Origin of the sequence: Lentzea xinjiangensis, from assembly GCF_900110955.1 — a bacterium.
Taxonomy (GTDB): domain Bacteria; phylum Actinomycetota; class Actinomycetes; order Mycobacteriales; family Pseudonocardiaceae; genus Lentzea; species Lentzea xinjiangensis.
On sequence record NZ_FOFR01000005.1, the window covers coordinates 231,310 to 256,629 of the forward strand.

20 protein-coding genes are annotated in these 25,320 nt (G+C 72.8%); 7 read left to right on the forward strand and 13 right to left on the reverse strand.

Annotation, left to right across the window (positions count from 1 at the left end; genetic code table 11):
- The first annotated feature begins 3 nt into the window (after nt 1-3).
- The 4 genes from BMW88_RS14540 to BMW88_RS14555 all read left to right on the forward strand — a co-directional run bounded on the left by BMW88_RS14540 (nt 4) and on the right by BMW88_RS14555 (nt 2,959).
- Nucleotides 4-906: a LysR family transcriptional regulator gene (locus tag BMW88_RS14540; protein WP_218148061.1), complete on the forward strand. Its 903-nt coding sequence runs from the start codon at nt 4-6 to the stop codon at nt 904-906.
- A 68-nt stretch (nt 907-974) separates the two neighbouring features.
- Nucleotides 975-1,970, forward strand: coding sequence for a YeiH family protein (locus BMW88_RS14545; protein WP_089951226.1), 996 nt, complete (start codon nt 975-977; stop codon nt 1,968-1,970).
- Between the two features lie 27 nt (nt 1,971-1,997).
- On the forward strand, nt 1,998-2,531 hold the full coding sequence (locus tag BMW88_RS14550; protein WP_089951227.1) for a cysteine dioxygenase family protein: 534 nt from the start codon (nt 1,998-2,000) through the stop codon (nt 2,529-2,531).
- A gap of 110 nt (nt 2,532-2,641) precedes the next feature.
- On the forward strand, nt 2,642-2,959 hold the full coding sequence (locus BMW88_RS14555; RefSeq protein ID WP_143116076.1) for a hypothetical protein: 318 nt from the start codon (nt 2,642-2,644) through the stop codon (nt 2,957-2,959).
- 15 nt (nt 2,960-2,974) lie between these two features.
- On the opposite strand, the gene BMW88_RS14560 is transcribed toward BMW88_RS14555, so the two are convergent.
- On the reverse strand, nt 2,975-3,649 hold the full coding sequence (locus BMW88_RS14560) for a TetR family transcriptional regulator (protein ID WP_089951229.1): 675 nt from the start codon (nt 3,647-3,649) through the stop codon (nt 2,975-2,977).
- 73 nt (nt 3,650-3,722) lie between these two features.
- Here BMW88_RS14560 and BMW88_RS14565 point away from each other — a divergent pair, with 73 nt between their 5' ends.
- A complete protein-coding gene (locus tag BMW88_RS14565) occupies nt 3,723-4,937 on the forward strand; it encodes a cytochrome P450 (protein WP_089951230.1) in 1,215 nt (404 codons plus the stop codon).
- Nucleotides 4,934-5,128, forward strand: coding sequence for a ferredoxin (locus BMW88_RS14570; RefSeq protein ID WP_089951231.1), 195 nt, complete (start codon nt 4,934-4,936; stop codon nt 5,126-5,128). The genes BMW88_RS14565 and BMW88_RS14570 overlap by 4 nt, the downstream gene beginning before the upstream one ends.
- A gap of 109 nt (nt 5,129-5,237) precedes the next feature.
- Here BMW88_RS14570 and BMW88_RS14575 read toward each other — a convergent pair whose 3' ends face one another.
- Nucleotides 5,238-5,792 carry an EF-hand domain-containing protein gene (locus tag BMW88_RS14575; RefSeq protein WP_089951232.1) on the reverse strand — a complete coding sequence of 185 codons (555 nt, stop codon included), beginning with the start codon at nt 5,790-5,792 and terminating at the stop codon, nt 5,238-5,240.
- Between the two features lie 124 nt (nt 5,793-5,916).
- On the opposite strand from BMW88_RS14575, the gene map reads away from it, so the two are divergent.
- Nucleotides 5,917-6,744, forward strand: coding sequence for a type I methionyl aminopeptidase (map, locus tag BMW88_RS14580; RefSeq protein WP_089951233.1), 828 nt, complete (start codon nt 5,917-5,919; stop codon nt 6,742-6,744).
- Here the strand turns inward: map and BMW88_RS14585 are convergent.
- From BMW88_RS14585 to BMW88_RS14635, 11 genes are read right to left on the reverse strand one after another with little or no spacing between them, the layout of a single operon-like run.
- The gene (locus BMW88_RS14585; RefSeq protein ID WP_089951234.1) at nt 6,726-7,142 is read right to left on the reverse strand and encodes a VOC family protein; all 417 of its coding nucleotides are present in this window, start codon (nt 7,140-7,142) and stop codon (nt 6,726-6,728) included. The genes map and BMW88_RS14585 overlap by 19 nt on opposite strands.
- A complete protein-coding gene (locus tag BMW88_RS14590) occupies nt 7,139-7,384 on the reverse strand; it encodes an acyl carrier protein (protein WP_089951235.1) in 246 nt (81 codons plus the stop codon). The genes BMW88_RS14585 and BMW88_RS14590 overlap by 4 nt, the downstream gene beginning before the upstream one ends.
- Complete coding sequence (locus tag BMW88_RS14595; RefSeq protein WP_089951236.1) at nt 7,377-9,230, reverse strand: HAD-IIIC family phosphatase; 1,854 nt, start codon at nt 9,228-9,230, stop codon at nt 7,377-7,379. The genes BMW88_RS14590 and BMW88_RS14595 overlap by 8 nt, the downstream gene beginning before the upstream one ends.
- Before the next feature lie 8 nt (nt 9,231-9,238).
- Nucleotides 9,239-10,255, reverse strand: a complete 1,017-nt coding sequence (locus BMW88_RS14600) for a 3-oxoacyl-ACP synthase III family protein (RefSeq protein WP_089951237.1) — start codon at nt 10,253-10,255, stop codon at nt 9,239-9,241.
- Nucleotides 10,252-11,655, reverse strand: a complete 1,404-nt coding sequence (locus tag BMW88_RS14605; RefSeq protein ID WP_089951238.1) for a hypothetical protein — start codon at nt 11,653-11,655, stop codon at nt 10,252-10,254. Before BMW88_RS14605 ends, BMW88_RS14600 begins: the two co-directional genes overlap by 4 nt.
- The gene (locus tag BMW88_RS14610) at nt 11,655-11,882 is read right to left on the reverse strand and encodes an acyl carrier protein (RefSeq protein ID WP_089951239.1); all 228 of its coding nucleotides are present in this window, start codon (nt 11,880-11,882) and stop codon (nt 11,655-11,657) included. The genes BMW88_RS14605 and BMW88_RS14610 overlap by 1 nt, the downstream gene beginning before the upstream one ends.
- Entirely contained in the window at nt 11,879-12,055 is a 177-nt protein-coding gene (locus tag BMW88_RS14615) for an MbtH family protein (protein WP_089951240.1), read from the reverse strand. Before BMW88_RS14615 ends, BMW88_RS14610 begins: the two co-directional genes overlap by 4 nt.
- 16 nt (nt 12,056-12,071) lie before the next feature.
- Nucleotides 12,072-13,415: an MFS transporter gene (locus BMW88_RS14620; RefSeq protein ID WP_089951241.1), complete on the reverse strand. Its 1,344-nt coding sequence runs from the start codon at nt 13,413-13,415 to the stop codon at nt 12,072-12,074.
- Nucleotides 13,415-19,150, reverse strand: coding sequence for a condensation domain-containing protein (locus BMW88_RS14625; protein ID WP_089951242.1), 5,736 nt, complete (start codon nt 19,148-19,150; stop codon nt 13,415-13,417). Before BMW88_RS14625 ends, BMW88_RS14620 begins: the two co-directional genes overlap by 1 nt.
- A complete protein-coding gene (locus tag BMW88_RS14630; RefSeq protein WP_245777782.1) occupies nt 19,147-22,110 on the reverse strand; it encodes a type I polyketide synthase in 2,964 nt (987 codons plus the stop codon). Before BMW88_RS14630 ends, BMW88_RS14625 begins: the two co-directional genes overlap by 4 nt.
- A complete protein-coding gene (locus BMW88_RS14635) occupies nt 22,107-25,316 on the reverse strand; it encodes a non-ribosomal peptide synthetase (RefSeq protein ID WP_177221104.1) in 3,210 nt (1,069 codons plus the stop codon). Before BMW88_RS14635 ends, BMW88_RS14630 begins: the two co-directional genes overlap by 4 nt.
- Between the last annotated feature and the right edge of the window lie 4 nt (nt 25,317-25,320).

Below are 25,320 nucleotides of genomic sequence, written 5' to 3' on the forward strand. Positions count from 1 at the left end.
GAGGTGTTCGACACCCGCCAGCTCGAGATCTTCGCGACGGTGGCCAGAACGGGGTCGTTCAGCGCGGCCGCGCGGCTGCTGCACTGCTCCCAGCCCGCCGTCAGCCAGCAGATGCGCGCGCTGGAGCGGCAGGTGGGCGGCCCGCTGTTCGTGCGGACCGGCCGCGGGCTGCACCTCACCGAGGCCGGGCGGATCCTGGCGGACCGCGGCGCGACGCTGCTCGACCAGCTCGCGACGACCCACCAGCAGGTCAGCGCGATCGCGACGCACGACATCGGCACCATCCGGATCTGCGCGTTCCCCAGCGCCAACGTCTCGCTCGTGCCCGTGGCGGCGGCGATCCTGGCGCAGGAGCGGCCGCACCTGCGGCTCGAGCTGGTCGAGCAGGAGCCACCGGACTCGTTCGCCCTGCTCCGCGGCGGCGAGGTCGACCTGGTGATCAGCTTCAGCTACCAGGACGAGCCGCGCGACGAGACGGCGGTCAAGGGCATGCTGCGCGTGCCGCTGCTGCGCGAGCCGCTCGCGTTGCTCGTCCCCGCGGGTCATCGGCTCGCCGGCCGCGAGCGCGTGTCGCTGGCCGAGACCGCGCGGGAGCGCTGGATCGCGGGGTGCGTGCGGTGCCAGCGCGCCCTGCACCAGGCGTGCGGCGCGGCGGGGTTCACGCCCGACATCACCTGCTCGACCGACGACAACCTGGCCATCCAGAGCCTCGTCACGGCCGGGCTCGGGGTGGCGCTCGTGCCGCGGCTGCTGCTGTCGTTCCTGCAGCACCCCGGCCTGACCGCGGTCGAGGTGGAGTCGTCGGCCGAACGGCTCACCGCCCTGTACACGTGGCCGGACCTGATCCGCCTGCCGATCATGCGGGCCACCGTCGACGCGTTGATCTCCGCCGCCGCGAAGGCATAAGCGCGTCTTATGGGGCCCCAAGAGATGCCCCTCTACTGCGACCAGGCCGCACTGGCCATCGTGGGGTCATGGGGACGATCAGGACCACTCCGCGCACGTCCGGCTCGGTCCTGCCCGGTCTCGCCGTGGTCGGGGCCGGCGTCACGATCGCGATGGTCGTCTCCCTGGTGCAGCCCTCGGTCAGCGCGCTGACCGTCGCGGTGCTGCTCGGCGCCGTCGTCGCCAACGTCGTGACGCTGCCCGCGTCGGCCGGTCCCGGCATCAGGCTCGCCGGCCGCCGCCTGCTGCGGCTCGGTGTCGTGCTGCTCGGGCTCAAGCTGGTCTTCCAGGACGTCCTGAAGCTCGGCTACGAGGTCCTGGTGCTGGCGGTCGTCGCCGTCGTCGTGACGTTCGTCGTGACGCGGTGGCTCGGCAGGGTGCTCGGGGTGGGCGAGGGCCTGTCGCTGCTGATCGCCACCGGGTTCTCGATCTGCGGCGCCTCCGCGGTCGCCGCGATGAACAGCGTGCGCGAGCAGGACGAGCAGGACGTGGCCAAGGCGCTCGGCCTGGTGACGCTCTTCGGCACCGTCGCGATGTTCGGCCTGCCCGCGCTGCACCCGCTCACCGGCCTCTCCTCCGCGCAGTACGGGGTGTGGGCGGGGGGCAGCGTGCACGAGGTAGCCCAGGTCGTGGCCGCCGCCGGACCGGTCAGCGGCGCGCTCGCCATCGCGGTGGCGGTGAAGCTGACGCGGGTCGTGCTGCTCGCCCCGATGCTCGCCGCGGTGAGCTTCGCCGAACGGCTCAAGTACCCGGCCACCGGCCGGCGCCCGCCGCTCGTGCCGCTGTTCGTCCTCGGGTTCCTCGCGATGGCGGCGGTGCGCGCGACCGGCCTGGTGCCCGACGCCGTGCTGTCGGCGGCGACGTTCGTGGACACCGTGCTGCTGGCGGCGGGCATGTTCGCGCTGGGCACGGCCGTGCGGCTGCGCTCCCTCGCCCGCTCCGGCCCGGCGGTGCTGCTGCTGGGCCTGCTCTCGACCGTTCTGATCGTCGTCGTGGTGCTGACCGGAACGGTGCTGATCGGCTGATCTCCCGTTGACCAAGGAGGACCGCTCATGACGCACAGCCTGCTGTCACCCACGGCCACGCTCCTCGTGAGCGCCCTGCGCGGCGCGGTCGCCGGCGGAGGCGACGACGCCGCCGTCGCCGCGCGGGTCGCGGGCACCCTCGCCGGTCACCTGACCGACCCGTTCCTGCTGAGCGCGGCCCAGCGGGAACCCGATCCCACCGCCTACCGCCAGCACGTCCTGCACGTCGAGCCCGACGGCAGCTTCTCGGTCGTCGCCCTGGTCTGGCTGCCCGGCCAGGAGACGTGCGTCCACGACCACGTGTCGTGGTGCGTCGTGGGCACCTACGTCGGCGAGGAGGAGGAAACCACCTACCGGCTGCGCGGCGATCGGCTGGTTCCGTTGCGCGTCAACCGGACCCCGGAGGGCGTGGCGTCCTACCTGGTGCCGCCGGGCGACATCCACAAGGTGTGCAACAACTCGAGCTCGCTGGCGATCTCGCTGCACGTCTACGGAGCGGACATCGGTGTGCTGGGCACCAGCATCCGGCGCCGCTACGACCTGCCCGTCATCGGGCGGTGATGCCGCGCTCGATCGCCGCGCACGCGTTGCGCGATCGGGTCGCGCACCTGCGGAACGGCTGAGTAGTTGTACCGATGCCGCTCTCGGCCGCCATCGGCACGCTCGGAAGCGTGACCGAACTCGACCGGGCCAGGCTCGCCGCGACGGCCGGCTTCGCCACCACCACCGTCCTGCTGGCCCTGACCGCCGCCGCCTACCTCAACGACTCCCTGGAGGCGTTCGGCTGGCAGGGCGGCGAGTACGCGTACGCCTTCGTCCTCATCGCGCTCGGCTCCGCGCTGGCCGGCGGCGTGGTCAAGGCGCTGGCACCGAGGCCCTGGCGGCCGGCCGGGTCGGGCCTGCTCGTGGCGGGCGGGGCCGGTGTGGCGGTCGTGGTCCTGCTGGTGGCGCTGTTCGTGTGGGCGGTCGCGAACTGGAACCCGGCTTAGCCCGCGCAGGGCGGGCTAGCCGCCCACCGCCTGCGCCAGACCGCGCAGCACGAGGCTCAGCGCGCGGGCCAGTTGTTCGCGGTGCCCGTCGAGCATGTCCGCGGTGACGCCGCCGACCGTGGCCTGGGCGACGTCGTCGGTCGCCACCCGCAGCACCGCGCTCATGGCGGCTGCCTGCACCCGGACGTCGATCGCGCCGGACGGCTGGCCGAGCCGCCGCGCGAGCACGTCCACCAGCGCGGCCTCCGCCCGTTCGTGCAGCATGAGGTAGACGGCGCGCAACGCCGGTTCGCCGTGGGTGAGCCGCACGACGTCGAGCACCGCGTCCACGTCCTCGTCCGACGACGAGTCGACGACGGGGGTGTAGGCCTCGCGGAGGTGGTCGATCAGCTCGAGGTCGGCCGGCCAGGCGCGCAGGACGGCGCAGAACGCGTCGACGCTGCGGGTGAGCAACGGCTCGACGCAGCTCTCCTTGTGCGGGAAGTAGCGCCAGAACGTGCGTTCGGAAACACCGGCCGCCTGGGCGATCTGCTCGCCGGACGTGCCGGCCACGCCCTGCTCGGCGAACAGCCGTACCGCGTGGCGCGAGATGTCGAGGCGCTGCCGCTGACGTTGCTCCTCGCTGACCGGCGGCCGTCCCCGCCGGGGTGGGCCGTCGGCCGTGGCGATTTCTGGCACAACGTCCGTCATCGGCCGATTTAAGCACGTCACCCGGTCGGCACAATTATTGGCAGCATCTGCCAAGAAGCGCTACGGTCGGTGCATGAGCATTGACGCAGAGCGCCTGAAGCTGCCGCTGGCCAGGCCGAACGTCCTCGAACTCGCGCCGCTCTACGAGGTGCTGCGACGCGAGGCTCCGATCGCACCCGTCACCACGCCCGCGGGCGACCCCGCCTGGCTCGTCACCCGCTACGACGAGGTCCGCCTCCTGCTGGGCGACAAGCGCTTCGGCCGGTCGCACCCCGAACCCGAGAAGGCCTCGCGCATCTCGACCGCCGCCGTCCAGGACGGCCCGACCGGCGACTTCGAGACCGAGGAGGCCGACCACGCGCGCCTGCGCCGCCTGCTGACGCCCGCGTTCTCCGCCAAGCGGATGCGGAGGCTGGGCGAGAACATGGAGCAGCTCGTCGAGGGCTACCTGGACCGGCTCGTCGCCGAGCACGAGACCACCGGCGTGGTCGACCTGCACCGCGGGCTCGCGTTCCCGTTGCCGGTGGCCATGATCTGCCGGCTGCTCGGCGTGCCGGAGCAGGACACCGAGCTGTTCGCGTCGCTGTCCGAGCGCATGGCGGGCACCGCGATCGGCGAGGCGGCCCACGAGGCCCGCGAGGAGTTCTTCCGCTACATGGTCGGGCTCGTCGAGGCCAAGCGCCCGCAGCTCGGCGAGGACGTGATCTCCGACCTCGTCCGCGCCCAGAGCGAGGACCCGTCCTTCGACTACGCGGAGATGGTCCGCCTGTGCGTCGGCCTGCTGTTCGCGGGCCACGAGACCACCGTCAACCGCATCGGCCTCGGCGTGCTGTTCCTGCTCACCGAGCGGTCGCGCTGGGAGGCACTGGTCGCCGACCCCGCCGGCCGCGTCGACGCGGTGGTCGAGGAGGTCATGCGCCTCGGCGCGCCCGGCGACCTCGGCCTGCTGCGGTACGCGCGCGAGGACGTCGAGATCGCGGGCGTGACCATCCGCGCGGGCGACGCGCTGGTCCTCTCGATCAACGCCGCCAACCGCGACGCCGACGTCTACAGCGACGCGGAGGAGTTCAACCCCGACCGTCCCGAGAGGACGCACCTCGGTTTCGGCCACGGCGCGCACTTCTGCATCGGCGCGTCACTGGCCCGCACGGAGCTGCGCGTCGTGTTCTCGGCGCTGGCCCGCCGCCTGCCGGACCTGCGGCTCGCGAAGGACGTCGACTCGCTGCAGGTCCGCGCGACGCTCACCGGTGGCGTCGCCGAGCTGCCCGTCACCTGGAGGTCGGCGTGAGGGTCGTGGTGGACCAGGGCAGGTGCGTCGGCGCGGGCCAGTGCGTGCTGGCCGCGGACGACGTGTTCGACCAGCGCGACGAGGACGGCCTGGTCGACCTGCTCGACCCGAGCCCGCCCCAGTCACGGCTGGCGGACGTGCGGCACGCCGCGGCGGTGTGCCCGGCTTCGGCCATCGCCGTGGAGGACTGACCTCGCCCGCGGCGCCGGGTGAGCGCCGCAACGGCGGAAGCGGCGTTGCCGGGCCGGGGAGAGCCCCGGCCCGGCAACGCGGCGCGGTCATGAGGCCCGGACCCGCACCTCAGGTGCGCTGCAACGCCTCCGGGTACAGCCAGCTCCCGGGCGTGTCCTCGGCCGGGTTCGTGTAGTAGTCCCGCACGGCCGCGACGTACTCGTCCACGCTGATCGCCCCGTCCCCGTCGAGGTCGAGGTGCGAGAACGCGAGCCCGCACTCCGCCTCGGACAACCCGCGCGCCTTCAGCAGCACCCGGAACTCCGCCGCGTCGACCCGGCCGTCACCGTTGGTGTCGGCGATGTCGAGCAGCGCCCGCACGACCTCCAGGAAGTCGACGTTGATCGGTCCGCCCTCGACGAACGCCTCGATCATCGCGTCGCGGTACGCCCGCGGCCCGATGCGGCCGTCGCGGCCGGCGCCGCAGTGGCCGACGATCGCCTCCCAGAACCTGTCGTAGGCCTCCACCAGCTCCCGGCCGCGTTCCGACGACGCCGGCTCCCCGAACGCGAGCAGCAGCCGGTTGGCCAGCGCGTAGACGTCGGCGAGCTCGATGACCCCGTTGCGGTTGACGTCGTAGTGGGCGAAGGTCGCGTCGATCCTGTGCTGCAGCACCTGCTTCATGACCAGGCACTGTGAAGACGCGGCGACCCTTCGCGCAACGCCCGTCCCCCTCCTGGGTGGTGTTGTTCAGCCGACTCCGCGAAGCCGGTATAGTTATACCGGCACCCGCTGATGGAGGAACACGTTGATCGAGCTCAAGTCGCCCGCGGAGATCGCCCGCATGCACGTCACCGGCCAGTTCATCGCGGAGGTGCTCGACGAGCTCGCCGCCAGGGCCGAGGTGGGCGTGAACCTGCTCGATCTCGAACACCACGCGCGCCACATGCTCAAGGAGCGGGGCGCCGAGTCCTGCTACTGGGACTACTCGCCGTCGTTCGGCCGCGGCCCGTTCCGCAACGTCACCTGCCTGGCGGTGAACGACGCGGTGCTGCACGGCCTGCCGAAGAGCTACGTCCTGCAGGACAGCGACGTGCTGACCATGGACATCGCCGTCAGCATCGACGGCTGGGCGGCCGACTCGGCGATGACCGTCGTCGTCGGCACGCCCCGCGAGGAGGACCTGCACCTGGTCCGCACCACCGAGGTGGCGCTGGCGGCCGCGATCGAGGCGGCGCAGGTGGGCAACCGCATCGGCGACATCTCCGCGGCGATCGGGGAGGTCTGCGCCGAGCACGGCTACACGCCCAACCTGGAGTTCGGCGGGCACGGCATCGGCCGCACCATGCACGAGGCACCGCACATCTCGAACAACGGCCGCCGCAGGCACGGCATGAAGCTCAAACCCGGCCTGACCATCGCGATCGAGCCGTGGCTCGCCGCGACGACCGACAAGATCGTCTACGACGAGGACGGCTGGACCCTGCGGTCGGCCGACGGCTCGCGCACGGCCCACTCCGAGCACACCGTCGCGATCACCGAGGACGGCCCGCTGGTGCTCACCCGCCGCAAGAGCGAGCTGAGGCCTCAGGCGGGTCCCGAGGCCTCCGGGCAGCCTCAGGCGCGGTTGCCGTAGTCCACGAGCTCGACGAGGAGCCCGGTCGACGGCCCGAGGTGCGCGAACGCCACCCGCAGCCCCGGCCGGCCGCCCCGGCGGGGCTCCTCGTCGACGAGGACGGCGCCGCGGTCCCGCAGCGCGGCGAGGTCCGCGTCGATGTCGTCCACCTCGAACGCCACGTGGTTCAGGCCGGGACCGAGCCGCCGGAGGTGGCCGCGCACCGCGGCGTCCTCGCGCACCGGCGCCACCAGCTCGATCGAGGTGGTGTCGCCGGGGCACTGCCAGAACGAGGTGACCACGCCGTAGGTGTCCACGTCGTCGGAGTAGGTGCACTTCATGTCCATCAGGCCCAGCATCGGCGCCGCGGCCCCGAGGTCGGCGGTCACCACGCCGACGTGGTCGATGCGCAGGATCATCCCGACTTCCCCCGCGCGCTCGACACGGCGGCGACGAGGCCGCCGACGTCCTTGATGGCGAAGTACTCCTGCAGGTCCAGGCGGACGGCGAAGTGCTGCTCGATGCCGGTGAGCAGGCGCAGCGCGTCGTAGCTCGTCCAGTTGGCGAGCGCGTCGAACCTGGCGTCGGCCGAGATGTCCTCGGCCGGCAGGTCCGTCACCTGACCGACGAGGCCGGCGACCTCCGTGAAGACCTCAGACATCGGCGGACTCCCCTTCCACGACGAGGCTGGTCCAGTCGGGACCGATCTGCGGCCGCGGCACGACCGGCAGGGTGAAACGCCCTTCCCCCACCGGGGAGAAGCCGGCGTCCGGGTAGAACTCGGCCGCGGCCTTGTTGCGGCCGGTGGCGACGAAGTCGGCTTCGAGGCGCGCCGCCCCAGCCGAGGCGGCGCGGTCGGCGATGTGCTGGACGACGGTGTGCTCGACGCCCCTGGTGAAGACGCGGCAGCTCATCACGAAGTTCTCGATGAGCCAGTGCTCGTCGTGCTTCGACACCCAGACGCCGCCGACGATCCCCTCGGCGCCGAAGCGGTCCGCCACCTCGAAGACCAGCACCAGGTGGTCGGCGGACGCGGCCATCTCCCTGGTGCGGGCCTCCGGGTGCGGGGAGCCGGTCATGGTGAACTGGTTGGTGCGCTGCCCCAGCTGGACCAGCCGCGGCAGGCTGAACTCGTCGGCCTCGCGGACCGAGACGCGGATCTCCAGGCTGCGCAGGTAGTCCTGCACCGAGCTGAACGAGTCCGCGAACTCGGTGCGCTCGGCACGGGCCTTGTAGAGCCGGGTGCGTTCGCGGTCCGTCGCCGTCGTCGTCAGCACGTCGAAACAACCGCCGCGCTGCAACGCCGTCACGTGGTCGGCCGGGTCGCCGTCGAGGTGCACGACGGTGACCTCGGGCAGGGACCCGCGGACGAGCTGCGTCTCGAACGTGCTGTCGTCGGCGAAGACGAAGCTGTCCAGACCGAGGTTGAGCTGGCCGGCCAGCCCGCGGATGTTGTGGTCCTTGGGCTGCCAGTCGACCGCGCGGGCCGCGATGTCGTCGGGCCGGATCACCAGGTCCGGGTGCTCGGTCAGGACCTGGTCGACGATCGAGGCCTCGTTCTTGCTGCACAGCGCGAGCACCACGCCCTGCTTGCGGAGCTGGACCGCACGGCGCTGCATCTCGCGGAAGGCGTTGCCGGGGTACAGCGGCCCGATCTGGATCCCGCTCGGGCCGTCGTCGCCGACGACGCCACCCCACAGGGTGTTGTCCAGGTCGAGCACGAGCACCTTCTTGGCCATGCCGAGGAACGCGCGGCAGAAGTTCGCGGCCTCGTGCGCGTAGACCTGCTCGACCTCGGACGTCCACGCCGCGCTGGCGAAGCGGTAGAGCCGCTCGTCGCGCAGCCGCGCCGGGGCGTCCACCAGGTAGGCCTCCAGGTCCAGTGCGTGGACCTGGTCGTGCCGCAGCGCCATGCCCAGCAGGTCGCTGTTCAGCTCGCGCCAGGCGCGACCCAGGGCGGCCCTGCCGTCGAACGCCACGACACCGCGCACCTCGACCGGCGACAGCGGCACGGTGTGCACGAGAACCGCGCTGCCCGACCGGCCGGTGAACGCGCTCACCAGGTTGTCGAACATGGCGAAGCGGCCGCGGACGGCGCTCTGGAACGCCTCGGCGTCGTCCCAGTCGCGGGGGACGAACCAGTCGTCGTGCAGCAGGCACAGCGTGACCTGCGGCGCGAACTCCGCCAGCGGCGAGTCCTGGCTGCTCAGGTCGACGGCGAGCTGGTCGAAGCCGGACACGTGGATCTGCGGGGCGATCCCCTTGCCCAGCAACGCGACGCGCAGCAGCGGCGCCACCCCGGACGCGGTGAACGTGCCGGTGACGGCCACCCGCAACGGTGTGAGCCGGCCCAGCAGCTCCGCCGGCACCTTCGCGAGCAGTCGCCCGGCCTCGAGCAACGCCGGGACGTCGCGCAGCCGCCGCAGGTCGGCCGGCAGCGCCGGGTCCGCGGTGGCGCCGGGCTCGGTCAGCCGGCGGATCCGCGCCAGCATCTCTTTCGCTTCCATGATTCCCCTCAGATCGCCAGGAGCGTGCACAGCCAGTGCATGCCGCTGGCCGTGCTGGTCAGTGCCACGACGTCGCCGTCGGTGAGCTCTTCGGTGGTGAGGTAGTGCTCCAGCGACATGAGCTGGTCGGCGCACCCGACGTGGCCGTGCGCCGCGGCGACCTCGCTGTTGGTCCATTCAGGACCCTTGCCGAGGTCCTTGGCCAGCAACGTCATCGCCGGCACGCTGTCGTGCAGGTGCAGGAGCTTGCGCAGCTCGCCCGGCTCGACGCCGGCGCGGGCGCAGGCCCGGCGCACCACCTCGTGGTTGTTCGTGCGGATCGTCGAGACGAACTCGAACATCTTGCGGATGTCGCCCGCGAAGAACTCCTCCAGCCTCTTCTGGGGGCTCTTGACCCCGACGGCCTCCTGCCCGGTGAACGGGCGGGCTGCGGCACCGGCGTCCATCATCATGAAGTCGGCGTACCGGCCGTCGCTGATGATCTCGGTGGTGAGCCACCGGTTGCGCGGGTGGTCGCGTGTGACCACGGCCGCCGCGGCGCCGTCGGAGAAGATGCTGGTGTTGATCTCCATCCGGTTCCAGTACGGCTCGCACACCCGGTTGGCGCCGATGATCAGCGCCGTCCGGTAGTCCGGGTGCGTGGCGAACTTGCCCGCGACGACGTCGAACGCCGCCACTCCCCCGCCGCACGCCTGGGTCAGCAGGACGTTCTCCGAGCCGTGCGCGCCGATCTTGGCCTGCGTGGCGCCGGCCGCGTCCCAGTACAGGTGCTCGGACAGGTCGGACATGGCCAGCACGAGCAGGTCGACCTCGTGCGGCTGCACGCCCGCGCCGCTCAGCGCCTTGGCGCCCGCCTCAGCGGCGAGGTCGGTGAGCCCCACGCCGTCCTGCGCGCGGTGGAACGTGCGGTAGCCCCAGCTCAGCACGCGGTCGACGTCATCGGTGTAGCGGGCGGCGGCGGAGGCCACGTCGACGGGCTCGCCGACCACGTGCCCGAGCGACACGACTCCGAAGTGGACGGTCACGGGATCTCCTCGATGGTTGTGCCGGCGTCCGCCAGGAACCCGGCGGTGATCCGGTTGTGCGGGGTGCGCCGGTAGCGGAAGGCGATGTCGCCGGGTTCGGCGAGCAGCCGGCCGAGCACGACGTCCTCGACGCCCTTGCCGAGCACGACGCACGACAGCGAGAACACGTCCACCACGCGCCGGCCGCCCTCCCTGCTCAGCGCGACGGCGCCGCTGACGCCGTACTGGCCGAACTTGTCGCGGACGCGGATCGCGAGCACCTCGCGCCCCGGGCCGGGGAGGCCGGCGGTCTCGGTGCCCAGGGTGAAGTCCTTGGCCCTGGCCACCACCTCGGCGACCGCCGCCGCCGAGTCCTGGTCCACCGGCGCGAGGTCGACCTCGACGTTCAGGCCCGCGACGAAGTCGGCGAGCGACACCGTCCGCCGGTCGGCCCGCGGAGCCCGCGCCGGGGCCCTCTCCGGGGGCGGCAGGCGGTCGAGCAACCCGGACCGCAGGAGCTCGCCCGCCCACGCGTCGGGCTTCGCGCCCAGCCGCACGGTTCCGGCCGTGCCCTCCTGCGCGTCCTCCTCGGCGTCCTCCTCCGCGCCGGTGGCCGGGCCGACCGCCAGCAGGACCGCCGACCCGGCGGGAACGCCCGCCTCCCGCGCCAGCGCGCTGACCGGCTCGGGCCCGTCCCTGAGCACCACGCGGGCACCGGCGTGGCGCAACCGCCGCAGGTGCTCGTCGAGCGCCTCGGTCACCGAGCCCCGGTCCACCACCACGAGCCGCGGTGTCACGCCGTGCACCGCCCGGAGCACACCGGCCAGCTGAGCGGCGAGCCCGGCGAACACCGCCTCGGTGTACGGGATCTTCGCGAACTTGAACATCGCCGCGTGGTGGGCCTTGCCGGTGCCGGTGGAGCGCACGGCCCGTTCGGCGTCGACCACCCAGGCGTCCGGCCGGTCCGCCAGCAGTGCGCGGACCGCTTCCCTGGCCTCGTGGGCCGTGGCGGCCGTTCCCAGCGCCCTGCCGTCGTCGAGGTGCCCGAACGCCCGTTCCTCCGGCACCGCGGGCAGCACGACGACCAGGAACGACCCCCAGCGCCGGGCGGCGGCGGCAGCGGCGTCCACCGCGGTCGGCAGTTCGTCGCCCAGCTCCTCGAAGCGAGGGGCCACCACGAGCACGTCCGGCTCGGCCGCGGCCATCGCCGAGTCGTCGTCCAGGCACTGCTGCACGATCTGGTTGAACGGCCCGGTGGTGAAGGCGACGGGCAGCCCGGCGTCGTGCAGCGCCACCCCGAGGTAGGGCAGCAGCGGGTCGATCGTGTAGCTCGCCAGCAGCCCGACGCCCACGACGGGGCGGACGCCGGTCCTGCCGATCTCCTGCCAGCGGGTCCTCACCGCCGCGAGGTCGTCGCCCATCAGACCTCCACCCCCTTGGCGCGCAACGCCTCCCGGACGTCCCGGACGGTCCGCGCACCGGCGATCTCCTCGTAGTCGAACGACAGCCCGTAGGCCTCCTCCAGCGTCACGATCAGCTGGATGTGCCGCATGCTGGTCCAGCTCGCCAGCGTGTCCTGCCCGGCCTCGTCCGTGACGTGCGCCGGATCCACGTCCAGCGCGCCCGCCACCACGTCCGCGAAGGTCATGACCGTCCTCTCAGGCTGAGCGGTCGCAGATCCGTCCACACGCGACCGATGTGCGCCAGGCACTCGTCCTTCGTGCCGGTGGCGTCCGCGTCCCGCCAGCCCGGCGCGTTGTCCTTGTGGGCGGGCCAGAGCGCGTACTGCTCCTCGTCGTTGACGACGACCCGGTAGTCCATGACGTTCTCCCCCTTCTCAGTCGGCGAGTGCCGCGACGGGCTTCTTGACGGGTTCCGGCTCGGGCTCGTGGTCGGGCACGAGCGTCTCGACCTCGCGGACGTTGCGGTTGAGCAGGCCCGCGACTCCGACGCCGGCGCCCAGCACCCCGACGCCCACGAACAGCAGGCCGATGCCCGAGCCGGGGCCGGTGCCGACGAGCCAGCCGAACGTGCCGGCGAGCGCCGTGTCACCGCGCATCGCCGGCTCCAGCACCTTGTCCACCAGCGGTCCGGCGGCGGCGAAGCCGATCGGGACCGAGAGGTTCTCGAAGAAGTTGCGGGCGGCGAACACCCGGCCCTGGACGGCCGGATCGACCTTCTCCTGCCAGATGGTCTGCGCCAGGCCGTCGATGAACGGGATCGTCAGCTCGACGAAGAACATCGCGGCGGCCCAGGCGATCAGGCCGTCACCGACGCCGTAGACGATCCGGCCCACGATGCTGAACACCAGGATGGCGCCGAGCACCACGAGCATCTTGCGGCGCGGCGGCTTCATGACGCCGAGCAGGACGCCGCCGAGCACGCCGCCGACCGCGCCGATGCTCTGGACCAGGCCCAGGGTGCCCTCGTCACCCAGCGTGCGGGCCAGCACCAGCGGCACGATCAGCGCCCACGCGAGCGCGGCCAGCAAGCTGATGGAGAACAGCACGACCTGCACGGCGAGCAGCGGCGGCCGTTCGACGATGTAGCGGAAGCCGAACACGCAGTCCTGCCAGAAGGTGCTCTTCTCGCGGTCCTGCCCCGGCACCTTCGGGATGTGGACCACGAGCACCGAGATGATCGCAGCCACGTACGTGAGCCCGTCGACGAACAGGATCAGCTTGATGCCGGTGAGACCGAGCAGGGTGGCGGCCAGGGCCGGCGCGAAGATCACCGGGAAGCTCTTGACCGACCACATCATCGCGTTGGCGCGCAGGAACCTGCCCTTCTCGATCATCACCGCGATGGTCGCCCCGAACGCCGGCCCCTGGATCGCGAGCAGCGCGCCGGTCAGCACGTTGACGAGGTAGAGGTGCCAGAGCTGCGTCGAGTCCGACAGGAACAGGCCGAGCAGGATGAACGTGACGACGATCGACCCGATCTCGCTGACGATGATCGACCTCTTGCGGCTCCACCTGTCGATCAGGTGGCCGGCGACCGGGCTGAACAGCACGGTCGAGCCGAAGCCGCAGAACATCATCAGCGCCATCGAGGTGGCCGAGCCGGTCTGCTGCCACACCCAGATGCCGAGCGCGAAGTTCGTCATGCGGGTGCCCAGCGCGGACAGCAGCTGCCCCACCCACATGATCGTGAACGCGCCGAATCCCGAAGGCTTTGGCATTACCCCATCCTGTTCTGTGAGACGAGCCGGCGAAGCAGCTCTTCGATGTCACCGAGCATCCGGCGCGCGGTCTCGGGCAGGTACATCTCGGTGCCGTAGTTCATCTCGACGCGGATCCGGTCGCCGACGAGCGACCCGACGACGTCGATCCGGCCGGGCCACGCGGTGGCGGGGTCCTGCAGGACACCGAGCTCCTCCCGGCAGAGGTCGAACAGCTCGTCGGCGCTGGAGAGGTCGGTGAAGCCGAACGCGCCGGCGTAGTTCACGGTGAGCTGCGGGTTCGCCGTCTCCAGCCGCCGGCGCACGGCGGGATCCGGGTTGTTGTAGCGCAGCAGGCCGTAGCCGATGCCGTTGACGGGCACCCGCCCGAGCTGCTCGGCCACCGACCGGACGGCGGCCACGTCACCGCCGCCGGGCAGGGTGAGCCGGACCGGGTACATCACCTGGAACCAGCCGACCGTGCGGGACAGGTCGAGGCCGTCGAACAACGCCTCCCGTCCGTGGCCGGTGGTCGCGATCGTCCACTCCGGACTGCCGGACCGGTCGGCCGCCATTCGCACGGACGCCCAGACCAGCAGGTCGCTCACACCGACCCGGTGCGCCTTGGCCAGCGCGCGCAGCCGCGCGGTGGTCTCCGCGTCGATCGTCGTGTGGATGTCCGCCATGACACCGAACGTGTTGCGGCCGGGCAGGTCGGCGGTGATCTCCTCGGCGCCGGGCGCCTGCCGCTCCCAGTACTCGAGCTCCCTCAGCGGTCGCGGGCCGCGGGCGTACTCGTCGACGCGCAGCGCCCAGTCCCGGAACGCCGTCGTCTTGGGCCCGAGGTCGGCGGTCTGCCCGGCGAGCACCTGGCGCAGCGCGCTCTGGAAGTCCTCCAGGATGAGGCTGCGCGAGACGCCGTCGGTCACCAGGTGGTGGCAGATGACCATCACGCGGTCCGGCTCGTGGTCGCCGAGTCCGAAGTGGACGACCATGGCCAGCGGGCCGTCCACGAGGTCGAGCGTCGGGTGCACCTCGTTCAGGTGCCGCTCGATCGCCCGTTCCCGGTCGGCGGCGTCCGACACGTCGAACGACACGAACGGCATCGCGCTCTCAACGGGCCCGTGCGAGGCGTGCCAGTCGGTGCCCTCGCGCCGGAAGCGCAACCGCAGGCCGTCGTGGTGCGCCACCAGCGCGGCGGTGGCGCGTTCGAGCTGCTCGGGTGTGGCCGGCACCCGCAGCCGCAGGTAGTACGGGTGGTTGAAGTGGGCCGGTGCGGTCATCGAGGTCGCCAGCGCCTCGAAGAACCAGCGCTGGGCGCCGGTGGCCGGGAAGTCGCCCTCCACGGGCCCCTGCTCGGCCCCTGGCCGCGGAGCGGTCGCGGCGCACAGCTCGGCGATGGTCCGCTGCGCGGTGAGCTGCGCCGGCGTGAACCTGATGCCGGCCTGGTTCGCGAGCCACACCACCTGGATCGCCGTCATCGAGTCACCACCCAGCTCGAAGAAGTCGTCGTGCACGCCGACCTCCGGCAGCTTCAGCACCTCGCACCACACGGCCGCAAGCGCTTGCTGCTCCTCGGTCATCGGCACCCGGAGCAGTTCCGCGATGGTCCGCTTCGCGGTGAGCTGCGCCGGGGTGAACCTGATTCCGGCCTGGTTCGCGAGCCACACCACCTGGATCGCCGTCATCGAGTCACCACCCAGCTCGAAGAAGTCGTCGTGCACGCCGACTTCCCGGAGCTTCAGCACCTCGCACCACACAGCGGCCAGAGCGCGTTCCTCGTCGGTGCGCGGTGCTTCCGCGGTGCGCGGTTCCTCCGGCAGGTCGCCGCCGTGCACCAGGCGGGCGAGGGCGGTGCCCAGCACGACGCCCGGATCCCCTTCGGCCGTCAGCAGGTCGACGACGGACACCGCGGGGAAGCGCCGGGCGAGGCGGTCGGCCGCGTGGCCGAACACGCCCGGCCAGGGCGTGTCCTCGCGGCCGGACACCGCCAGCACCGCGAGCGACCCACCCGTGCGCCCGGTCCACCGCTCGATCGCCGCGCACAGCCGGGCGAACGCGATCTCGAACGCGCCGACGCCGCCCTCGAACAGGTCCTCCCACCACAGCACCAGCGCGGTCGTCTCCCCCGGCACACCGTCGAGCCCGGCCTCCGGGTCCAGCAGCGGGCGCAGCACCTGACCCGCCGGGGTCGTGCGCACGGTGAGGGGCAGGCCGAGCTCGTCCGCCCACGAGGACAGCACCGGCAGCACCCCGTCGACCGGCCGCGACGAGATGACGCTCATCGGCAGCGTCTCCGCAGTGGACACCGGGCGCTCGACGACGATCTGCGCGTCCGGGGCCGAGACCAGCTCGCCGAGCTGCGCGACGAAGGACTCCAGCAGACCGGCCGCGCCCTCGCCCGTGAACAGGTCGGCGCTGTACTCGAGCGTCGCGGCCAGCTCGCCGCGCTCCGTCGTGAGGGTCAGGAACAGGTCGAAGTCCAGGCTGGTGACCGGCACCTCCAGCGGCTCCAGGTCCAGGCCGGGCCACGACATCGCCTCGTCCGGCAGGTCGGCGTAGTTGAACGCGCACTGGTAGACGGGGTGGCGTCCGCGCTGACGCGGCAGCACGTGGGCCACGCTGGAGAACGGCACGTCCGAGTGCCGGTAGCCGTCCACCATCGCGCGGTGCACCCGGTGCAGCACCTGCCGGAACGTGAGCCGCCCGCCCAGGTCCACGCGGATCGGCAGCAGGTCGGTGAAGCAGCCGATGAGGTGCTCCACCTCCGGGCGGGGCCTGCCCTGCTGCGGCACGCTCAGCACAACGTCCGGCTGCGCGCTGCGCCGGTACAGCACCACCGCGTACGCCGCGAGCAGCGTCGCGAACGGTGTGCTGCCCTCGGCGCGGGCCAGCTCTCGCACCGTTTCCGCGACCGCGCCCGGAACGGCGGACGAGGTGCGTTCGGTGTCGTTGCGCTCAGGGCGTTCCGCCGGCAGCTCGAGCTGCGACGGGGCGTCGGCGAGGGAGGAGCGCCAGTGGTCGAGGTGCGGTTCGAGCGCCTCCTCGGTGAGCAGCTCCCGTTGCCAGGCCGCGTAGTCCGCGTACTGGACCTCCAGCTCGGGCAGCTCCCGGTGCGCGTAGCAGGCGGACAGCTCGGCGAGCAGCACGCCCCACGACGTGTTGTCGCAGACGATGTGGTGCATGCCGAGCAGCAGGTGGTGCTCGTCCACGCCCGTGCGCACCAGCCGGACCCGCAGCAGCGGTCCGTTCTCCAGGTCGTACACGTGGTTCGTGTGCTCGCGCAGGAACTCCTCCGGCCCGCCCTCGGCCTCGGGCAGCCAGCAGTCCATGCCGGCGTGCACCACCATCACCGGCCGGCCGTCGCGTTCGGCGAACGTCGTGCGCAGGATCTCGTGCCTGCCCACGACCTCGGCCACGGCGGCGCGCATCGCCGCCACGTCCAGCGAACCGCGCAGCAGGACCGCGAACGTGGTGTTCATCCGGGTCGTGGTGGGGTCGAGCTGCGTGGCCGCCCACATCCGCTGCTGGATCGCCGACAGCTCCAGTGCGCCGGAGCGCGGGACCGGCGACAGCGGGTGCCCGGTCTCCCCCGGCTCCTCGACGAGCCCCGCCAGCGCCTCGACGGTCGGGTGGGTGAACAGCGCGTGCAGCGACACGTCGACGCCGAACTCCGCGTACACCTTGGACAGGAGCTGCGTCGCGAGCAGCGAGTGCCCGCCGAGGGCGAAGAAGTCGTGCGTCACACCGACCTCGTCGAGCTTGAGCACCTCCCGCCACACCCTCGCCAGCCGTTCCTCGGTGGTGGTGCGCGGCGCGACCGGCGGCGTGTCGACGGCGACGGCCCGCACTGCGGGCGCCGCGCGTTCGGCCAGCGCGGCCGGGTCACCGAGGCCGGTGTCCAGCAGGTGGATCCGGTGCGCGCCGGCGTGCAGCGTGCGGGTCAGCAGGATCGCCAGTGCCGCGAACATCTCCGGCGTGTAGGGGACGTGGCCGAGCTTGTCGGCCTGGGGGTCGAACACGACGCCGACCGGCAGCGCCTTCGCCCAGTCCGCGAACCACACGGCGCGCACGCCCTCGGTCCGGTCCGCGAGCACGGCCAGCCGGTCGTCGAGGTGGCCGAACGCCCGCACGGACGGGCACACGACGAGGTACAACGGCGCGGAGGACCGTTCCCGGTACGCGGTGACCGCTGCCTCGAAGTCCTCCCAGGACGCGTCCAGCGCGTCACCGTGCCGCAGCCAGTCCTCCCACCGCAGCAGCACGACGTCGGCTGGCCGGCCGCCGTCGCCGCCGATCAGGTGCTGCGCGATCTGCTGGTAAGGCGCCATTTCGACGTCGACCGGCAGCCGCAGCACACCGTGGAGGACGTCCAGCGGCTCGCGCACGGGGTCCGCGGTGAACGTCGCCGCGACCGAGATCCGCTGCCGGCTCCGGAGGGACCGCTCCGGCTCGTCGGCGATCGCGGTCAGCACGGCGGTGAACTGCTCGCCCAGCTCGCGGACCGTCTCGTCGAGGTAGAGGTCGGCGTTGTAGCCGAGCACCCCGCGCAGCTCACCGTCCACTCTGGACAGCACGACGAACAGGTCGAAGTCGGTGAGCCCGTTGTCGACCTCGACCGGGGTCAGCTCGACGCCGCCCGCCGTCCGGGACAGGGGCGCCTCGGTGAGGCTCAGCATGGCCTGGAACAACGGGTTCCGGCTCGGGTCGCGCGGCGGGTCGACCGCCTCCACGACCCGTGCGTACGGGGCGTCCTGGTGGGCGTAGGCCTCGCTGATCGCGCGGTGCGTCGCGCGGATCACCTCGCTCGCCGGCGCGTCGGGCAGGTCGACCCGCAGCACCAGCATGTTCGCCAGCGAGCCGATCATCGACTCCAGCTCGGGACGGCCCCGGCCGCTGACCGGCATGCCGAGCAGCACCCGTTCCTGGCCGATCACCGCCGCGAACCCGCTCAGCACCACGGCGTTCAGCGAGACGCCCAGCTCGCGCGCTCTCGCGGCGAGCTTCGAGGTCAGGCCGGCGGGAACGACGAAGTGGCGCCGCCCGCCCGTGTGGGTTTGGACCGCGGGACGCGGCAGGTCGGGCGGCACGGTCGAGCGGGCCGGGCTGCCGGCGAGCTTCTCCCGCCAGTGGGCCAGGTGCCCGTCCATCACCTCGCCGGTCAGCCTGCGCCGCTCGGCCGCCGCGTACCGGGCGAACGACGCGGCCGGCTCGGGCAGCGTCGCGCCTCCGTAGCAGGCGGCGAGGTCGGCGCAGAAGACCTCCGCCGAGGCGGCGTCGAACACGATGTGGTGCGCGGTGACGAGCAGGAGGTGCTCCTCCTCGCCCAGCACCACGAGCCGGAACGCCACCAGCGGACCGGTGCCCAGGTCGAAGACGTGCCGGGCGTGCTCCCGCACGACCTCCCCGGCGCGACCGCGGTCCGCGGACAGGTCGGTCACCTCGATGGCGATCGGGACGGTGTCGTGCACCCGTTGCCGCAGCTCGCCGTCGCGGTCGAAGAACGTGGTGCGCAGGGCGGAGTGCCGGTCCACGACCCGGCCGACGGCGAGCTCGAGGGCGGCGCGGTCGAGCGGTCCGGTGAGCCGGAGCCCGAAAGGGATCGCGTAGGCGGGGTTGCCGGGGTCGAGGCGGTCGAGGAACCACAGTTGTTCCTGGGTGAACGACACCGGTTGGGAGCGGTCCGCGTGGCGCAGCCGCAGCTCCAGCAGCCGGCGCTGGTCCTCGGTCAGTGAGCTGGTCAGGTTGTCGGTCATGACTGGGAGATCTCCTGGGCGTCCCGCTCGCGGTCCAGTTCGGCCCGCAGCTCTTCCGGTGACATGTCGCGGATCTCGGCGAGCAGCCGGGCGAACTCGTCGTCCTGCGCCGGCTCGCGCTGTTCGGCCCGCAGCCGTTCGACCAGTGCGGTCAGCCGGGCGGGCGTCGGCGCCTCGAAGATCGCGCCGGCGGGCAGGGCGACACCGAGCCCGCCGGTGATCCGCGCCAGGACCTGGGTGGCCAGCAGCGAGTGCCCGCCCAGCTCGAAGTAGTCGTCGTCCGGGCCGATCCGGTCGATGCCGAGCAGCTCCTGCCAGATCGCGGTGATCACGGCGAGGTCGCCGCCCTGCGCCGGCACCGCGGCGGCCGCCGCGGCACGTCCGGGCTCGGCCTGCGGCGCCGTCGTGCCCGGCAGGTCCACCCAGTGCCGGACCCGCTCGAACGGGTACTGCGGCAGCGGAACCCGCCGGCGCCGCTCGTCCGCCGTCGGCGCGGCGAGGTCCACCGGAACGCCGGAGATCCACAGACGGCCCAGCGCGGTCAGCACCGTGTCGAGGTCGTGCTTGTCCTCGCGCGGGTGCCGCAACGACCCGAACGCCGCGTGGCCCCCGGCCGCCAGGTCGTGCTGCCGGGCCAGGGTGGTGAGCACGTTGCCGGGCCCGGCCTCCAGCAGGTTGACCGGTCCGCCGGCGAGCAGCGTGCGCAGCCCTTCGCTGAACCGCACGGCTTCCCGCGCGTGCCGCACCCAGTAGCCGGGGTCGGTCGCCTCCGCCGCGGTGATCCAGGTGCCGGAGACGTTGGAGGCGAACGGGACGCGCGGCGCCCGCAGCTCGACCTCGCCCACCCGCTCGGCGAACGCGCCGAGCACCGGGTCGACCATCGACGAGTGGAACGCGTGGGAGGTGTGCAGGCGGCGGCTGGGCACGCTCAGCCCCGCGGCGAACCGGTCGATCGCCTCGACCGTGCCCGCGACGGTGCTCATGGCCGGCGCGTTGCTCGCGGCCAGGCACACGTCGTCGGGCAGCTCCAGCTCGTCGGCGCCCATCGGCACCGAGAGCATGGCACCCGCGGGCAGCGCGTCCATCAGCTCACCGCGGGCCGTGACGAGCTTCAGCGCGTCCTCCGGGGAGAACACCCCGGCCAGGCACGCCGCCACGTACTCGCCGACGCTGTGGCCGAGCATCGCGGCCGGCCGCACGCCCCAGCGCTCCCAGAGCCGCGCGAGCGCGTACTCGACCGCGAACAGCGCGGGCTGGGTGAACCTGGTCCGCTGGAGCAGCCCGGCGTCGGCGAGGACCTCGTCCAGGTCGAACGGCAGGTGGGCAGCGCACTCGTCCAGCGCCGCGCGGAACACCGGCTCCTCGTCCGCGAGCCGCGCGGCCATGCCCGCGTGCTGCGAACCCTGGCCGGGGAACAGGAACACCACGTCCGCCCGGTCGCCGGCGCCGGTCCACGCCCCGGCCAGCGCCGCACCGGCCTCGGCGCGGTCACCGGCGACCACCGCGAGGCGGTGCCGCAGGGCGCGGCGCCCGGTCCGCAGGGTGTGCGAGACGTCCGCGAGCGGCGCGCCGGCACCGGCGAGGTGCCCGGCCAGCCGCTCCCGGCTCTCCCGCAACGACTCCTCGGACGCCGCCGACAGCACCAGCAGGTGCCGCGACCTGCCCGGCGCCATCGGTTCCGGTGACGGCGGCTCCTCCAGCACGGCGTGCGCGTTCGTGCCGCCCATGCCGAACCCGCTGACCCCGGCCCTGCGCGGCGACGGCCACGGCAGCGCCTCGCGGTTGACGAAGAACGGGCTGCGCTCCAGCCCGGTCCCGGGGCCGGTGAAGTACGGGCTCGGGGGCACCACACCGGCGCGCACGGCGAGCACCGCCTTGACGAACCCGGCGACGCCCGCGGCCGCGTCCAGGTGCCCGATCAGCGCCTTGACCGAGCCCAGGGCGCACGACTCGGGAGGGGTGGTGAACGCCTGCGTCAGCGCGGCCACCTCGATCGGGTCGCCGAGCGGTGTGGCGGTGCCGTGCGCCTCGACGTACCCGATCGTCGAGGAGTCCACTTCGGACAACTCGTGCGCCGCCCTGATCGCCCGCGCCTGGCCGTGGACGCTCGGCGCGGTGAAGCCCACCTTGCCCGCGCCGTCGTTGTTGACGGCCGTGCCCTTGACGACGGCGTGGATCGTGTCGCCGTCCGCGAGCGCGTCCTCCAGCCTGCGCAGCACCACGGCGGCGACGCCGTTGCCGGCGACCACGCCGTGGGCGTCGGCGTCGAACGGCAGGCAGCGCCCGTCGGCGGCGAGGATGCCGCCCTCGGTGTACCGGTACCCCTCGTGCACCGGCGGCCGGATCGAGACACCGCCGGCCAGCGCGGTGTCGCAGTCGCGGCCGAGCAGCGCCTGGCACGCGACGTGGATCGCGACCAGCGACGACGAGCACGCCGTCTGGACGGTGATCGCGGGCCCGGTCAGGTCGAGGTGGTAGGCGACCCTGCTGGCGAGCGTGTCCTTGTCGTTGGCCAGCAGCAGGTCGAGCGGCTGCAACCCGCCCGGCACGGCGGGGTTGTCCCACAGGTGCCTGAGCAGGTAGGTGTTGACGCTGGCCGACGCGTAGACGCCGATGCCCTCGCCGTCGCCGAGGTGCCCGGCGTGCTCCAGGGCGTGCCACGCGCACTCCAGGAACACCCGCTGCTGCGGGTCCAGCACGGCGGCGTCGCGCGGGCTGTAGCCGAACAGCTTGGCGTCGAAGAACTCGATGCCGTCCAGCGCGCCACCCATCGGCACGAAACCCGGCTCGGCGCGTCGTTGCGCGGACACCCCCGCTGCGTCGAGCTCATCGTCGGTGAAGCGGCGCACGCCGGCCTCACCGGCGAGCACGTGGTCCCAGAACTCATCCACTGTGGACGATCCGGGGAAGCGGCCGGCCATGCCGACGACCGCGATCTCCAGCCCGGTGTACCCGGTCACGACTTCCTCCCCCGTGTCAGCAAAGCCTTCCTGCCGCCGGCGGTCCGCGTCTCGGCCCGCCCGCCCCCGTCGAAGTGCGCCGCCAACGCCCTCACCGTCGGGTAGGTGAACAACGTGACCGTCGGCACGTCCCGCGCGAGCACCTCCGCCAGCCTGCTGCGCGCCTTGACCAGCAGGACCGAGTTGCCGCCGAGGTCGAAGAAGTTGTCGTCGGCGCCCACCCGGTCCGTCCGCAGGACCTCGCGCCACACCTCGGAGATCGCCCGCTCGGTCTGGTTGCCGACGGGCGCCACGACCCGTTCGGGCCGCACCGACTCCGGTTCCGGCAACGCCCGGCGGTCGAGCTTGCCGTTGGGGTTGCGCGGAATGGTGGGCACTTCCACGAACGCGCTCGGCACCATGTACTCCGGCAACCCCCGGCGCAGGTGTGCCCGCAGCTCCGCGGCGTCGATCCGGCGGCCTGCGGCGGCTACCGCGTAGGCGACCAGCCGGACGTCACCCGGCACGTCCTCGCGGGCGATGACCACCGCCGCCCGCACCGACGGGTGCCGGCTCACGGCGGTCTGGACCTCGCCCAGCTCGATCCGGTAGCCGCGCAGCTTGATCTGGTCGTCCATCCGGCGCAGGAACTCGATCCGCCCGTCCGGCAGGAACCTCGCGAGGTCGCCGGTGCGGTACAGCCGCCCACCGGCGAACGGGTCGGGCACGAACCTCTCGGCCGTCAGCTCCGGCCGGTTCAGGTACCCGCGCGCCACCTGCACGCCGCCCAGGCAGAGCTCTCCCGGCACCCCGATCGGCACCGGCTCGCGGTGCTCGTCGAGCACGTAGGCGGTGTTGCCCGCGATCGGCCGTCCGATCGGCAACGGGCTCTCCGTGCCGTCGCACTCCGACGAGGTGATCCAGATGCTCGCCTCGGTGGGCCCGTAGACGTTGAGGAACCGGCGGCCCGGCGCCCACGCGGCGGCCACCTCGTCCGGGCAGGCCTCGCCACCGGCCATCAGCGTGCGCAGGCCGGGCACCAGCGCCGGGTCGGTCAGCCGCAGCACGGTCGGCGGCAGGCAGGCCGTGTCGACCCGCTGCGAGGTGATCGTGCGGGCCAGGTCGGGGCCGGGTTGCAGGTCGTGCTGCGCCGCCAGCACTACCGTGGCGCCCGCGCTCAGCGTGACCACGATGTCGGCCACCGACACGTCGAAGCTGAACGACGCGAACTGCAGCATCCGGTTGCCCGGCCCGATGCCGAGCGTCCTGGCCAGCTCGTCCGCGAGGTTCACCACGCCCCGGTGCGGCAGCATGGCGCCCTTCGGCTTGCCGGTGGACCCGGAGGTGTAGATGACGTACGCCAGGTCGTCCGGTCCGGCGGTCCTCGGCAGGCGTTCGACGGGCTCCGCCGACAGGTCCGCCTCGTCCAGCGGCAGCGCGTCCACGCCGGGGAACCGCCCGGCGAGCCGCCCGAGCGTCACGACGACGCGCAGGCCGGAGTCGGAGACCATGTGGGCCAGCCGCTCCGCCGGGTACTCCGGGTCGAGCGGCACGTAGGCCGCGCCCGACTTGAGCACGCCCTGCTGCGCCACCACGAGCTCGATCGACCGCGGCAGGCTGATCCCGACCAGGTGGCCGCGCCCGATCCCCGCCGAGCGCAACCGGTGCGCGAGCTGGTTCGCCCGCTCGTCGAGCTCCCGGTAGGTCAGCTCCCGGTCCTCGAACACCAGCGCCACGGCATCGGGGGCGCGGTCCGCCGAGGCCTCGGCCAGCTCGTGCACCAGCACGCCGTCCAGCCGGGGTGCGGGCGGCGGGTTCCACTCCCGCACGAGCTGCGCGCGCTCGGCGGCGGTGATCATCGTCAGCCGGCCGACCGGGCACTCCGGGTCGGCGAGACCGGCCGAGAGCAACGTCTCCAGGTGGCCGAGCAGCCGGCGAGCGGTCGCCGGTTCGTACAGCGCGCTGTCGTACTCCAGCAGCCCGGTGATGCCGCCCTCGGTCGAGGTGACGGCCAGCTCCAGGTCCCACTTCGAGGTGCCCGAGTGCGACGCGACGCGGTCGACTCGCACCCGCGGCAGCGAGAAGATCTCGTGCTGGCCGTCCTCCATGCCGACGACCGTCTGGACCACCGGCTGGTGCGCGGTGCTGCGCGGCGGCGCGAGGGCCTCGACGAGGAGCTCGAACGGCAGCTCCTGGTGCTGCTGGGCGGCCAGCGTCGTGTCCCGCACCCGGTGCAGCAGCTCCCGGAAGCCGGTCGCGGGGTCCACGGTGGTGCGCAGGGCGACGGTGTTGACGAAGAAGCCGACGGCGTCCTCGGTCCCGGCCGGGCGGTTGCCCACGTTGGTGCCGACCACGATGTCATCGGCGCCGCAGTACCGGTGCAGCAGGACGTTCCACGCGGTCACCAGCACCATGAACGGTGTGACGCGCTCCGCGAGGCAGAACTCGTCGAGCCGCCGCTGGAGTGAAGCGGGCCAGGCGAAGCTCTCCGCCGCGCCGCGCATCCGCAGCACGGCCGGGCGCGGGTGGTCGGCCGGCAGCTCCAGCACGGGCGGCACCCCGGCGAGCTGCGCGGTCCAGTAGCCGAGCAGGCGGGCGCCGTCCGGGCCGTTCAGCCACTCGTTCTGCCACCGGCTGAAGTCGAGGTACTGCGCCGGCGCCGGGCCGAGGTCGCCGGACTCGTAGGCGGCCCGCCACTGCGCGAACAACAGCTGCGTGCTCCACCCGTCGCAGATGATGTGGTGCATCGACACCAGCAGCAGCGCGTCGGTCTCGTCGAAGACCACCAGTTCCGCGCGCAGCAACGGTCCCTCGGCCAGGTCGAACGGTTCCCGCGCGGCCTCGGCGGCGCGCTCCGCCGCGCAGGCGTCCCGGTCGGCGACGTCGAGGTCGGTCACCTGGAGCGCGAACTGCGGCTCCGGCAGGATCACCTGCCGCGGGTCGCCGTCGAGGTCGAGGAACACGGTCCGCAGCGCCTCGTGCCGCCGGCCGACCTGGGTCAGCGCGGCCGCGAGCGCCCCGGGATCGACGGATCCGCGCAGCCGGAAGGCGTACGGCACGTTGTGGACGGCGCTGCCGGGGTGGAGCTGGTCCAGCAGCCACAGCCGCCGCTGCCCGGAGGACACCGGGTGCACGTTGAACTCCTCGCCCCGCTCCGCGAGCCGCGCGAACACGGCCGCGCGCTTCTCGGGGTCCAGCGCTCTCAGGCGCCGCAACACGTCCTGCACGGTT

Excerpts from the sequence above, each read along its gene's own strand:
- BMW88_RS14545 (WP_089951226.1), top strand. The coding sequence starts at position 975 with ATGGGGACGATCAGGACCACTCCGCGCACGTCCGGCTCGGTCCTGCCC.
- BMW88_RS14550 (WP_089951227.1), top strand. The coding sequence starts at position 1,998 with ATGACGCACAGCCTGCTGTCACCCACGGCCACGCTCCTCGTGAGCGCC.
- BMW88_RS14560 (WP_089951229.1), bottom strand. The coding sequence starts at position 3,649 with ATGACGGACGTTGTGCCAGAAATCGCCACGGCCGACGGCCCACCCCGG.
- BMW88_RS14565 (WP_089951230.1), top strand. The coding sequence starts at position 3,723 with ATGAGCATTGACGCAGAGCGCCTGAAGCTGCCGCTGGCCAGGCCGAAC.
- BMW88_RS14575 (WP_089951232.1), bottom strand. The coding sequence starts at position 5,792 with ATGAAGCAGGTGCTGCAGCACAGGATCGACGCGACCTTCGCCCACTAC.
- BMW88_RS14585 (WP_089951234.1), bottom strand. The coding sequence starts at position 7,142 with ATGATCCTGCGCATCGACCACGTCGGCGTGGTGACCGCCGACCTCGGG.
- BMW88_RS14590 (WP_089951235.1), bottom strand. The coding sequence starts at position 7,384 with ATGTCTGAGGTCTTCACGGAGGTCGCCGGCCTCGTCGGTCAGGTGACG.
- BMW88_RS14595 (WP_089951236.1), bottom strand. The coding sequence starts at position 9,230 with ATGGAAGCGAAAGAGATGCTGGCGCGGATCCGCCGGCTGACCGAGCCC.
- BMW88_RS14605 (WP_089951238.1), bottom strand. The coding sequence starts at position 11,655 with ATGGGCGACGACCTCGCGGCGGTGAGGACCCGCTGGCAGGAGATCGGC.
- BMW88_RS14610 (WP_089951239.1), bottom strand. The coding sequence starts at position 11,882 with ATGACCTTCGCGGACGTGGTGGCGGGCGCGCTGGACGTGGATCCGGCG.
- BMW88_RS14615 (WP_089951240.1), bottom strand. The coding sequence starts at position 12,055 with ATGGACTACCGGGTCGTCGTCAACGACGAGGAGCAGTACGCGCTCTGG.
- BMW88_RS14620 (WP_089951241.1), bottom strand. The coding sequence starts at position 13,415 with ATGCCAAAGCCTTCGGGATTCGGCGCGTTCACGATCATGTGGGTGGGG.
- BMW88_RS14625 (WP_089951242.1), bottom strand. The coding sequence starts at position 19,150 with ATGACCGACAACCTGACCAGCTCACTGACCGAGGACCAGCGCCGGCTG.